This is a genomic window from Aquimarina acroporae (assembly GCF_023195925.1).
Taxonomy (GTDB): domain Bacteria; phylum Bacteroidota; class Bacteroidia; order Flavobacteriales; family Flavobacteriaceae; genus Aquimarina; species Aquimarina acroporae.
Window position 1 is genome coordinate 34,315 of sequence record NZ_JALPRE010000019.1, and the last position, 12,756, is coordinate 47,070.

Annotated in this window: 7 protein-coding genes; 5 read left to right on the plus strand and 2 right to left on the minus strand. The window is 34.5% G+C overall.

Annotation, left to right across the window (positions count from 1 at the left end; all coding sequences use genetic code 11):
• Positions 1 to 110 precede the first annotated feature (110 nt).
• The gene (locus M0D21_RS21230) at positions 111 to 2,669 is read right to left on the minus strand and encodes an ATP-dependent Clp protease ATP-binding subunit (protein WP_248333254.1); all 2,559 of its coding nucleotides are present in this window, start codon (positions 2,667 to 2,669) and stop codon (positions 111 to 113) included.
• 350 nt (positions 2,670 to 3,019) lie between these two features.
• Between M0D21_RS21230 and gyrA the strand changes: the two genes are divergently transcribed.
• Both gyrA and M0D21_RS21240 read left to right on the plus strand, forming a co-directional pair.
• Entirely contained in the window at positions 3,020 to 5,563 is a 2,544-nt protein-coding gene (gene gyrA / locus M0D21_RS21235; RefSeq protein WP_248333256.1) for a DNA gyrase subunit A, read from the plus strand.
• A gap of 30 nt (positions 5,564 to 5,593) precedes the next feature.
• A complete protein-coding gene (locus M0D21_RS21240; RefSeq protein WP_248333258.1) occupies positions 5,594 to 6,874 on the plus strand; it encodes a tetratricopeptide repeat protein in 1,281 nt (426 codons plus the stop codon).
• Positions 6,875 to 7,082: 208 nt separating this feature from the next.
• Here the strand turns inward: M0D21_RS21240 and pheT are convergent, their stop codons facing one another.
• Positions 7,083 to 9,512 (minus strand): phenylalanine--tRNA ligase subunit beta, encoded by a 2,430-nt coding sequence (pheT, locus tag M0D21_RS21245; RefSeq protein WP_248333260.1) that lies wholly within the window; start codon positions 9,510 to 9,512, stop codon positions 7,083 to 7,085.
• Positions 9,513 to 9,722: 210 nt separating this feature from the next.
• On the opposite strand from pheT, the gene M0D21_RS21250 reads away from it, so the two are divergent.
• The 3 genes from M0D21_RS21250 (at position 9,723) to M0D21_RS21260 (ending at position 12,652) form a co-directional block, all read left to right on the plus strand.
• Positions 9,723 to 10,022 (plus strand): hypothetical protein, encoded by a 300-nt coding sequence (locus tag M0D21_RS21250; protein ID WP_248333262.1) that lies wholly within the window; start codon positions 9,723 to 9,725, stop codon positions 10,020 to 10,022.
• A gap of 155 nt (positions 10,023 to 10,177) precedes the next feature.
• Positions 10,178 to 11,407, plus strand: a complete 1,230-nt coding sequence (locus M0D21_RS21255) for a peroxiredoxin family protein (RefSeq protein ID WP_248333264.1) — start codon at positions 10,178 to 10,180, stop codon at positions 11,405 to 11,407.
• A gap of 144 nt (positions 11,408 to 11,551) precedes the next feature.
• Positions 11,552 to 12,652 carry a DUF2911 domain-containing protein gene (locus M0D21_RS21260; RefSeq protein WP_248333265.1) on the plus strand — a complete coding sequence of 367 codons (1,101 nt, stop codon included), beginning with the start codon at positions 11,552 to 11,554 and terminating at the stop codon, positions 12,650 to 12,652.
• Positions 12,653 to 12,756: the final 104 nt, after the last annotated feature.

Sequence of the window (12,756 nt, forward strand, 5' to 3'; positions counted from 1 at the left end):
ACTACACCTTAACAAAAGTTTAAGATAAGAACTGCAGAACAAAAAAAGACTGTCTTTCGTGAGAAAGACAGTCTTTTTATTTGATTTTTTATTATTAGGTATGCACTTTTTTAAGAGCCTGCAGACTCTTCGGCTTTCTTAATATTTATAGTTAATTCTCCAGCATCTTCATCCATATCCATAAATATACTATCTCCTTCTTGCAATTGTGCATTAATAATTTCCTCGGCTAGAGCATCTTCAATATATTTTTGGATAGCTCTTTTCAACGGTCTTGCACCATATTGCTTATCAAAACCTTTTTCGGTGATATAATCTTTAGCTTTTTCACTAAGGGTAAGATCATAACCTAGACCTTTGATTCTACCATAAAGTTTATCAAGCTCAATATCGATAATCTTATGAATATCTTCTCGTTCAAGAGCGTTGAATACAATTACATCGTCTACTCTGTTCAAAAATTCAGGAGCAAATGCCTTTTTAAGTGCGTTTTCAATAACACCTTTGGCATAATCTTCGGCTTGAGATTTCTTGGCAGTCGTACCAAAACCAACTCCTTGTCCGAAATCCTTCAATTTACGAGCTCCAATATTAGAGGTCATGATGATAATGGTATTTCGGAAATCAATTTTGCGTCCAAGACTATCTGTTAAGTATCCGTCATCTAAAACCTGAAGCATCATATTGAATACATCTGGATGCGCTTTTTCAATTTCATCTAACAGGATTACAGAATAAGGTTTTCTTCTTACTTTTTCGGTAAGTTGTCCTCCTTCTTCATATCCAACATATCCTGGAGGTGCTCCTATTAACCTTGAAACAGCAAATTTTTCCATGTATTCACTCATATCGATACGAATAAGAGTGTCTTCACTATCAAAAAGTTCTTTGGCTAAGACTTTAGCAAGTTGGGTTTTACCAACCCCTGTCTGACCAAGGAAAATGAAAGAGCCAATAGGTTTGTTAGGGTCTTTAAGCCCAGCACGGTTACGTTGTATAGCTTTAACAACTTTGCTTACTGCTTCATCTTGACCAATTACCTTACCTTTAATAAGTTCAGGTAATTCTGCAAGTTTGTTACTTTCGGTTTGAGCAATACGATTTACAGGTATTCCTGTCATCATTGAAACTACATCTGCTACATTTTCCTCATCAACTGTTTCTTTATGTAGTTTTGATTCTTTTTCCCATTGTTCTTGCGCAACACTAAGCTCTTTTTCAAGATTCTTTTCGTCATCTCTTAGTTTTGCAGCTTCTTCATACTTTTGTTTCTTAACAACACTATTTTTAAGTTCTCTAACTTCTTCAAGCTTTTTTTCTAAATCAAGAATCTTTTTAGGAACATCAATATTGGTAATATGAACTCTGGAACCAGCCTCGTCCAAAGCATCAATAGCTTTGTCTGGTAAGAAACGATCTGTCATGTATCGGTTTGTAAGTTTTACACAAGCTTCAATGGCTTCAGGTGTGTAGCTTACATTATGATGCTCTTCGTATTTTTCCTTAATATTATTAAGGATTTCGATAGTTTCCTCAATATTTGTAGGTTCTACAATGACTTTTTGGAAACGTCTTTCTAAAGCACCATCTTTTTCTATATATTGTCTGTATTCATCAAGTGTAGTAGCTCCTATACATTGAATTTCACCTCTGGCCAATGCTGGCTTAAACATATTAGAAGCGTCTAAACTACCGGTAGCACCTCCAGCACCTACGATCGTGTGAATTTCATCTATGAAGAGAATAATATCGTCATTCTTTTCTAATTCATTCATGACCGCCTTCATGCGCTCCTCAAACTGTCCTCTATACTTCGTTCCGGCTACCAAACTAGCAAGATCTAGAGTAACAACTCTTTTGTCAAAAAGTATACGTGATACTTTACGCTTTACGATTCTTAGGGCTAAGCCTTCAGCAATAGCAGATTTACCAACTCCAGGTTCTCCTATAAGAAGCGGGTTGTTTTTCTTTCTTCGGCTAAGTATCTGTGATACTCTTTCTATTTCTTTTGATCTACCTACAACAGGGTCAAGTTTACCTTCTTCTGCCATAGCTGTAAGATCACGTCCAAAATTATCTAAAACAGGAGTTTTAGATTTTTTACCAGCTTTGCTACCACCAGAAGGTGAGTTGAAAGGGTTTTCTTTTGAACTGTCTCCAGACAAATCGTCATCATCTTCAGAGAAAGATTCGGCTTTTGGATTGTCTAGGTATTCGTCTTCGTTAGCAATCATATATTTAAATTGGTCTTTAACGTTATCATAATCTACTTTTAAACGATTTAAAAGTTTCGTGGTTGGATCATTTTCATTTCTTAAGATACACAGCAAAAGGTGCGCTGTATTAATCGAAGAACTTTGAAACAGTTTAGCTTCAAGAAATGTAGTCTTTAAAGCTCTCTCTGCTTGTCGGGTTAGGTGAAGGTTCTTTTTTTCGTTTGAAGCAACTGCAACATTAGGATTGGCGGGGCTTAGAATTTCAACCTTTCTTCGCAAATTGGTTAAATCTATATCTAAGGCATCAAGGATACTGATTGCTTTTCCACTTCCGTCGCGCAATAACCCTAACATAAGATGCTCCGTGCCAATAAAGTCATGCCCTAATCGAAGGGCTTCCTCTTTACTATAAGCAATTACATCTTTAACTCTAGGTGAAAAATTATCATCCATAAATAATCTCTTTCTTTTTCTTAATAACTAAAATAGTAATTTTTAGAATTACTAGGGCAAAAACTATTCCTTTTAATCGATCATTAACAAAAAAAACGTTGTAGGTTAATTTGTCATGTCTAGTATTACACTAAGAATTTAGGAATTTTCTTTCCATTTTTTACATTTCCCGAGTAAATAGACAAAAAAAGCTGAAATAATCAAAACCTTCCTTTGCAGACTTATTAACTATTGGGTGTACTATAGTTGTTAATAAATTACGTATATTACATGGGGAAATACGTGTTAAAAACGTCTTAATTTACTTAAATTAGCGCGTTTATTAATTCAATTTTAGAAAAAAGTTTTTTATGACAGAAGGAGAAAAGCTGATACCTATCAATATTGAAGATGAGATGAAATCGGCCTACATCGATTATTCGATGTCAGTTATTGTATCTCGTGCACTTCCAGATGTTAGGGATGGTCTTAAACCTGTGCATAGACGTGTATTATATGGTATGTATGAATTGGGGGTTAAAGCAAGTAGCGCCCATAAAAAATCTGCCAGAATTGTAGGGGAAGTTCTGGGTAAATATCACCCGCATGGAGATACATCAGTATATGATACCATGGTGAGGATGGCTCAGGAATGGAGTTTACGATACATGTTGGTAGATGGTCAAGGTAACTTTGGTTCTGTAGACGGTGATAGTCCGGCAGCAATGCGTTATACAGAGGCAAGAATGCGTAAGATATCTGAAGATATGCTTGCAGATATTGAAAAAGATACCGTTGATCATACTTTTAATTTTGATGATACTTTACAGGAGCCTACTGTGCTTCCTACTCGAGTACCGGGTCTTTTGATTAACGGTGCTTCAGGTATTGCAGTTGGTATGGCTACCAATATGCCTCCTCATAACTTGAGCGAAGTAGTAGATGGTACCATTGCATATATAGATAATAATGATATCGAGATAGATGAGTTAATTACTCATATCAAAGCTCCAGATTTTCCAACAGGAGGTATCATCTACGGGTATGACGGCGTAAGAGAAGCTTTCAAAACTGGTAGAGGAAGAATCGTAATGCGAGGAAAGGCTACCTTCGAAGAAGTGAATGGTAGAGAATGTATCATTGTTACTGAAATACCATATCAGGTAAATAAAGCTGATATGATTAAGAAAACTGCAGATCTCGTTAATGATAAAAAGATCGATGGTATTTCTTCTATTCGAGATGAGTCGGATAGAAAAGGAATGCGTATCGTATATATCTTGAAGAGAGATGCGATTCCTAACATTGTATTAAACCTTTTATATAAATATACAGCTTTACAGTCATCTTTTAGTGTGAACAACATTGCTTTGGTAAATGGAAGACCACAGTTGTTGAATGTAAAAGAGATGATTCATCATTTTGTAGAACATCGACATGAAGTTGTTGTTCGCAGAACAAAATTTGAACTTCGAAAAGCAGAGGAGAGAGCACACATTCTGGAAGGATTAATCATAGCTTCAGATAATATTGACGAAGTAATTGCGTTAATTCGAGCATCAGCCAATGCCGATGAAGCTAGAGAAAAGCTGATAGAACGTTTTAAGCTTACCGAAATTCAAGCCAAAGCAATTGTAGAAATGAGATTGCGTCAGCTTACAGGTCTGGAACAAGACAAGTTGCGAGCTGAGTATGATGAATTGATGAAGACTATTGAGGATTTAAAGGATATTCTTGATAAAAAAGAACGTCGAATGGATATCATCAAAGAAGAACTTATCGAAGTAAAAGATAAGTACGGAGATGAGCGTCGTTCACAGATTGAATATGCAGGTGGAGATTTAAGTATAGAAGATATGATTCCTGATGAAAAAGTGGTGATCACTATTTCTCATGCGGGATACATAAAGCGTACATCTCTTACAGAGTATAAGAAGCAAAATAGAGGAGGAGTTGGTCAAAAAGGAAGTACTACCAGAAGTGAAGATTTCTTAGAGCACTTATTTGTTGGGACCAATCACCAGTATATGTTATTCTTCACTCAAAAAGGAAAATGTTTCTGGATGAGAGTCTATGAAATTCCTGAAGGAAGTAAGACCTCGAAAGGAAGAGCAATACAAAACCTGATAAATATCAGTACCGATGATAAAGTAAAAGCATTTATTTGTACCAAAGATCTTAAGGATGAAGAGTACATCAATTCGCACTATGTCATAATGGCAACGAAAAAAGGTCAGGTCAAAAAGACATCTTTAGAGCAATATTCTCGTCCGAGAACAAATGGTATCAATGCGATTACTATTAAGGAAGATGATGAACTGCTTGAAGCTAAGTTAACAGATGGTAAAAGTCAAGTGATGTTGGCAGTTAAATCTGGAAAGGCTATTCGATTCGAAGAAGAAAAAACCAGACCGATGGGTAGAGGTGCTTCTGGGGTAAGAGGTATTCGTCTTGCTGATGATAAGGATGAAGTAATCGGAATGGTAGCCGTTAATGATATGGAGAGTAACATTCTCGTGGTTTCTGAAAACGGTTATGGAAAGCGTTCTAAATTAGAAGATTATAGAATTACCAATAGAGGAGGTAAAGGAGTTAAAACAATCTCAGTTACCGATAAAACAGGTAATTTAGTAGCGATAAAGAACGTTACAGATTTAGATGATCTAATGATTATAAATAAATCGGGTATCGCAATTAGACTATCTGTAGAAGATTTACGCGTTATGGGACGAGCTACACAAGGTGTTCGTTTAATTAATTTGAAAGGTAAAGATTCTATCGCTGCGGTGGCCAAAGTAATGCATGATGAAGATGATATTGATCAGGTAGATGATGTAGAAGATACTGCAGAATCTGCTACGGATACTGATGTTGCTTCGGATGGCACGAATATTGATAAGAAAACTGAAGAATAATTTAAAATCCCAATTAAAAAAAATCAAGTAATGAAGACTAAAATTATCGTAGTATTATTTCTAACATTTAGTACTATTGGATTTTCTCAAAAACAAGGATTAAAAGCAGCAGCTAAAGCGCTTAAATCTGGAAATTTGGAAATAGCTGCTGATGCATTAAAAGCAGTTGAAGCACAGTTAGGGGCAGCAGACGAAAAAATGAAAGCGCAATATCATTTTTTAAATGGTCAGGTATTAGCAGGATCTGCTGGTAAATCTTTGGAGAAAATAGAGGCTGCAGCTGCTGCATATTCAAAAGCAGTAGAAATCGAAAAAGCAGCTGGTAATTCAAAATATACTGCAGATGCTACTCTTAAGTTACAAACTTTACGTCAGTCTTTAATTGAAGATGCAATTAAGGCACAAAATGCTAAAGATTACAAAGGAGCTTCAGAAAAACTTTACCTAGGGTATAAAACTAATCCGCAGGATACTACCTATTTATACTATGCTGCTGGAAATGCAGTAAATGGTAAAGATTATGATACTGCTTTAAAGTACTATAATGAATTAAAAGATTTAGGGTTTAGTGGTATAGCTACAGAGTATGTTGCTACTAATAAGGAAACTGGAGAAGTTGAGCCTTTCGATTCTAAACAAACTAGAGATCTTACGGTAAAAGCTGGAAATTATATCAAGCCAGAAGTTCGTAAAACTCCTTCTAAAAAAGGTGAGATAGCTAAGAATGTTGCACTAATTTACTTAACTCAGGGTAAAGATGAAGAAGCGCTTAAAGCTATCGAAGATGCAAAAGCTAATAATCCAAGTGATACTGCATTACTACAAGCAGAAGCAGATGTATACTATAAGTTAGGTAATATTGCAAAGTATAAGGAGATTATGGAACAAATTGTTGCAAATGACCCTGAAAATGCAGATTTATTATACAACCTTGGTGTAAGTGCAGGTCGTTTAGGTGATAATGAGCAAGCGAAGACTTACTACAAGAAAGCATTAGAATTAAGACCAGACTATGGTTCTGCTCAAATCAACATGGCGGCATTAATCCTTGATGATGCTCAAAAAGTTGTAACACAAATGAATGAGCTTGGTACTTCAAGTGCAGATTATAAGAAGTATGAAGTATTAAAGAAGCAGAAAGAAGATATGTATAGAGAGACTGTGCCTTATCTTGAAGGAGCATTAAAGTCTAAACCAGACAATGTAGATGCTGTTCGTACGCTTATGGAAATCTATTACCAATTGGATGATCCTAAGGCTGAAGATATGAAGAGCAAGCTTAAAGCATTAGAGGGTGGTTCTAATCCTTAAGAAATTAGAATAGTATAATAAAAAACCAGGCCTTTAGCCTGGTTTTTTTTATTATTGTGTTTTGCTAAGCAAAAATAAAAGAGGGAGGACGTTAATAGTAATCAAAGCTAGAAGGTTATTTGATCTTACAAAAATCACATATACTTCAAAAATAAAAAAGCCTACGTAAATAACGTAGGCTTTTAAAAATTGATGTTTTGTATCGAAGTTACCTTAGCTCAGCTCCTAATTTATTTTCAAAATTATGTTGAAGCTTTTTCATGATCTTATCAATTTGTTTATCAGTAAGTGTTTTGTTTTCATCTTGCAATGTAAAACTTACTGCATAAGACTTCTTTCCTTTGGGAAGATTGTTTCCTTGATATACGTCAAATAAGTTAACATCTTTCAATAATTGCTTTTCTGTTTGTTTAGCAATTGTATGTATTTCTTCAAATTTGATAGTTTCATCCAATAAAAGTGCAAAATCCCTTCTTACCTCTGGGAATTTAGGAATTTCAGTAAACTTAATCTTATTATGCTTAGCATATTGTAATACATTATCCCAATTGAAATCTGCATATAAGACTTCTTGAGTAATAGAGAAATGTTTCAATATAGATTTCTTTACGATACCAAATTCAACCAACTTTGTTTTGCCAAGACTAAAAGAAAGTCCTTCAGACAGTAAATCGCTTTTTATTGGCGAACTTTTTAATTTAGATAAACCTAAACGCTCTAAAACTAAAGTGATTATACCTTTTATATAGAAGAAATCGCTTGTCTCTTGGGTACCACTTATCCAACTTTCTGGAGTTCTGTTTCCAGAAACAATAATACTAAGATGTTTGTTTTCTATACGGTCATCAGTATATTGGTGATATGTTTTGCCAAACTCAAATAATTTAAGGTCAGATCTTTTCCTGTTTATATTATAGGATACAGCTTCAAGACCTGAAAATAACATAGATCGTCTTAAAACCGCCAGATCGTTACTTAGCGGATTCAACATTTTTACATTATTTTCTTCATTGAACTGTTCACTTAACGAGTTATAATCGGGAGAGGTAAGCGAATTGGCCATCATTTCATTAAATCCTTGACCTACCAACTGATTAGAGATAGTGTTTTGTACATTATAGTCAGAGAATTTATCAATGTTAGCAATAGATGCATTTAACTTTTGAGTAAAATTGATATTGTTATATCCATATACCCTTAGAATTTCTTCTATCACGTCTGCTTCTCTTTGCACATCATTGCGATACGATGGTATAGTTAACCCAATTCCGGTTTCGGTAACACTATTTACCTTTATATCTAGTGAAGAGAGAATACTTTTGATGGTATCCTGAGGAAGCTCTTCACCTATAAGCTTGGCTGCATTTTCGAAAGATAAAAATACTTGAAAATCCTCTATTTTCTTTGGGTATAGATCTGTGATCTCACTAGAGATATTACCTCCTGCTAATTCCTGTATCAAAAGCGCTGCTCTCTTCAAAGCATATTCAGTAATATTTGGATCTATACCTCTTTCGAATCTAAATGAGGCATCGGTATTAAGACCGTGTCTTTTAGCAGTTTTTCTAACACTTACAGGGTTAAAATAAGCACTTTCTAAGAAAATAGAAGTAGTAGTTTCGGTTACTCCAGAGTTAATACCTCCAAAAACACCTGCTATACAAAGAGGTTTAACAGCATCACAGATCATTAAATCTTCTTCATGTAATTCTCGCTCAACCTCGTCTAGTGTAGTGAACTTGGTGTCTTTATCTAAAGTTTTAACTTCTATTTTATCTCCTTCTATATAATGTGAATCAAAAGCATGTAAAGGCTGTCCTAGCTCATGTAAAACGTAATTGGTAACATCTACCACATTGTTTTTTGGTGTAATTCCAATGGCTTTTAATCTATGCTGTAACCAGGAAGGCGATTCTTTTATTTTAACGTCCGATATAGTAACCCCACAATATCTTGGAGCAAGATCAGCATCTTTAACTTCAATATCTATTTTATGTAGTCTATTTTCAACTCTGAAATTACTTACCGAAGGAGTAATTAACTCCATGTTGATATCCTTTTGTTGCAGCCCCGCTTTTAAATCTCTTGCAGTACCCCAATGACTCATGGCATCTGCGCGATTAGGAGTCAACCCTATTTCAAAAACACTATCGTTTTCAACGTCAAAAATTTCAGAAGCTTTAGTTCCAACAGCGATATCTGCATCAAGAACCATAATTCCATCATGACTGCTTCCAAGACCTAATTCGTCTTCTGCACAAATCATTCCGTGACTTTCTTCACCTCGTATCTTACCTTTTTTGATTACCCATTCCTTGTCATTACCATCATATAATTTGGTTCCTATAGTTGCTACGGGAACCTTTTGTCCTGCTGCGACATTTGGTGCTCCACACACTATCTGAACAGGCTCGCCAGCTCCTAAATCTACTCTGGTTACTTTTAATTTATCGGCATTTGGGTGTTTTTCACAGCTCAACACTTGTCCAACTACGACACCTTCTAATCCCCCTTTTACACTTTGATAGGTTTCAATTCCTTCTACTTCTAGTCCAAGATCTGTAAGCAATTCTCCTGTTTTTTCTGCTTCCCAATCAAGGTTAATGAATTGTTTTAACCAGTTGTATGAAATTTTCATTGATGCTCATTCTAAATTTAGTCGGTAAAGATAATATATTGAGCAGAGCAAACAAACAAGAATGTTAGGTTATAAATTATCTAATTGTGGTTTTTCTAGTAGTAGATATCTAATAAATTTTTGGTATCTTATTTGATGTGTATGTTGTTACATGTTGAATATCAAAAGTAAATGCTTATTTTTGGTAAAGAAAGCCCTAAATACTAAATTATGAGAGGAATAAAACTAAGTATGTTGCTATTTGCTTTGATGCTTTTTGTTGGTCAAAATGCTGTTGCTCAAAAAAAAGTGGATAGAAATAAAAAGGAAGTAACTACAACCAAGGTTAGAAAAAAGACAGGAAAAGAAGAAGGGTCAGGAATGAAAGAAGCCGTTGCTAAGAAAAAAAGAACGTCTAGTAAAGAAGCTAAAAGAGATCGGGCAAGGCGTATAAGGGCAATTGCAGAGAAGAATAGAAGGCGCACAAAACCTTCAGAATCAAATAAGAATAGAAAAAATGGAGATAACTAGTAAATAGTTATTCTGTAATATTTAAAAAATGTCTGGGAGAAATATCTTTTTCTAGACATTTTTTATTTGAATTCTTTAAAAAAAGGACCTTTATTTACACCAAGATAATTTATAGTTATATCATTAGATACTAAGAAATATAGAATTATAAGAACATGAAAACACAAACAATAATAGGGGCTTTACTTACTGTATTTTTGGTGAGTTGTAAGAAAGAAATTAAAAAACAACCTGTAGATTTTTTAGAAGGGCCATGGAGAGCCTCCCTTACTGTTCAAGATAATGAAAAACTTCCGTTTTTATTTGAAGTAATGGAAGATGAAACTTTAAAAATATTTAATGCAGAAGAAGTAATAGATGTCGATGAAGTAAGGATAAATGGTGATTCTATTAAAATAAACTTCCCTGTATTTGAGGGTTATATCGCTGCAAAGTTTGTTGATTCTGTAACTATTTCTGGAAATTTTATCAAAGAAAGCTTAGATAGAATAGTTCCTTTTGAAGCTAAGTATGGTGCCCAGGATAGGTTTGCTATTACCAATAAAACAACGTATGATCTTACTGGAAACTGGGAAACGGTTTTTAGTGAGAATAATGAAGAAGATCGATATATTGCTAAAGGTATTTTCAAGCAAAATGGAAACGTTGTTTCAGGAACATTTAGGACCACTACTGGTGATTATCGTTATTTGGAAGGCGTTTTAAACAATGACGAACTTCAACTTTCTACTTTTGATGGCGCACATGCTTTTCTATTTACTGCAAAGGTAACAGATAGCACTATTCAAGGTAATTTCTATTCTGGTAATCATTGGAAAGAACCTTTTATAGCAAAAAGAAACGAAAATTATGAATTACCATCTGAAGAATCTTTAACCTTTTTAAAAGAAGGGTATGATAAGTTTGCATTTAATTTTTCAGATACTAACGGGAATAAGGTTTCGCTAGAAGATGAACGTTTCAAAAATAAAGTGGTGATTGCACAAATTATGGGAACCTGGTGCCCCAACTGTATGGATGAGACCAAATATTATGTAGAGTATTATAACCAAAATAAAGATAAAGATGTAGCATTTGTTGCTTTAGCTTTTGAGTATGCGAAAACAGAAGAAAAGGCTTTTAAAGCTATTGATCGATTAACGCAGAAACTTAATGTGACTTACCCTGTACTTTTGGCACAATACGGGACTTCTGATAAAAAGAAAGCCCAGGAAAAATTACCAATGCTTAATCATGTATTATCCTATCCAACTACCATTTTCATCGATAAAAAGGGACAGGTTCGTAAAATACATACAGGTTTTAATGGACCGGCAACAGGTCAAAAGTATTTAGATTTTAAAAGAGATTTTGAGAGTTTTATTGATCAGCTATTAAAGGAGTAGTGATCTTTAACAATCAATTATGACTTTCGTTTTGAGTTTAACACAACGGTAACATAGCATTTGCTAATTACCTTTTAAATTGGCTAAATGCAAATACTTAATCAGTTTTGCTATAGTGAAATAATTAATCAAAAAATGTCAGTCATGAAACAATTCAAACTGTTTACCTCTTGCATAGTCGGTGCAATGTTAATGTTTTCAATTCAATCAAACGCACAGTTAAAAGTTCCGGAAGGAAGTCAAAGAGCTCAAGTAACTCAACGAGTAGGAATTACCGATATAACCATAGATTATGGTAGACCTAGTGTAAAAGAAAGAGAAGTTTGGGGGAAATTAGTTCCTTATGGGTATAATAACCTAGGTTTTGGTACTTCTACGGCAGCTCCATGGCGTGCCGGAGCTAATAACAACACTACCATAGAGTTTTCCCACAACGTTAAGGTAGAAGGAAAAGATTTAGCAGCGGGACTATATGGACTTCACATAGCTGTTAAAGAAGATGGTGGGGCCACTGTTATTTTTTCTAAGGATTATAATGCCTGGGGTAGTTATTTTTATGATGAAAAGAAAGATGCCTTACGTGTAGATGTAAAAACAAAAGAAGTTCCACATACAGAGACGTTAACCTTTTTATTTCCAGAATATAAGGCAAATAGTACTGTAGCTGCCTTACGATGGGAAAAGAAGGAAATTCCATTTACTATAGAAGTAGATGTTGAAAGTATTGTACTAGCAGGAATAGAAAGCGATTTACAGAATTCACCTGGATTTACACAATCCAATTGGGATAATGCTGCAAATTATGCTTTTAATGCAGGTAAATTAGATGAGGCTTTGAAATGGATTGATGCATCAATAAGTGGTAATTTTTTCAGCAAGGAGACCTTTAGCAATTTATCTTTGAAGTCCAGAATTTTAGCAAAGCAAGGGAAAACCAGTGAAGCAATGACTTTTGTTGATAAGGCTGCACAACTTGGAAATCCAACAGAGGTATTTCAGTTGGGAACAGGATTGATTGGTCAAGGACAAAAAGATAAGGCTTTAGCTGTACTTAAAGAGAATGTGAAAAAATCTAATGGTGCATGGCCTTCTAATTACGGATTGGCTAGAGCATACGCTGCAAATGGAGATTATAAAAATGCCATAAAAGCTATGAATACCTCAATGGCAAAAGCTCCAGATAGATTTAAAAACCGATTAACAGGTGAGTTAGAAAAACTAGAGAAAGGGGAGGATATCAACTAGGACTTAAAATTTAAAACGATTTATAAAAGGTTTAGAGTTTTTCTAAACCTTTTTTTATGCATATCAAAATAGTTTTGTTAATATTATGATGGGAGAATATTAAT

Excerpts from the sequence above, each read along its gene's own strand:
- M0D21_RS21230 (WP_248333254.1), bottom strand. The coding sequence starts at position 2,669 with ATGGATGATAATTTTTCACCTAGAGTTAAAGATGTAATTGCTTATAGT.
- gyrA (WP_248333256.1), top strand. The coding sequence starts at position 3,020 with ATGACAGAAGGAGAAAAGCTGATACCTATCAATATTGAAGATGAGATG.
- M0D21_RS21240 (WP_248333258.1), top strand. The coding sequence starts at position 5,594 with ATGAAGACTAAAATTATCGTAGTATTATTTCTAACATTTAGTACTATT.
- M0D21_RS21255 (WP_248333264.1), top strand. The coding sequence starts at position 10,178 with ATGAAAACACAAACAATAATAGGGGCTTTACTTACTGTATTTTTGGTG.
- pheT (WP_248333260.1), bottom strand. The coding sequence starts at position 9,512 with ATGAAAATTTCATACAACTGGTTAAAACAATTCATTAACCTTGATTGG.
- M0D21_RS21250 (WP_248333262.1), top strand. The coding sequence starts at position 9,723 with ATGAGAGGAATAAAACTAAGTATGTTGCTATTTGCTTTGATGCTTTTT.
- M0D21_RS21260 (WP_248333265.1), top strand. The coding sequence starts at position 11,552 with ATGAAACAATTCAAACTGTTTACCTCTTGCATAGTCGGTGCAATGTTA.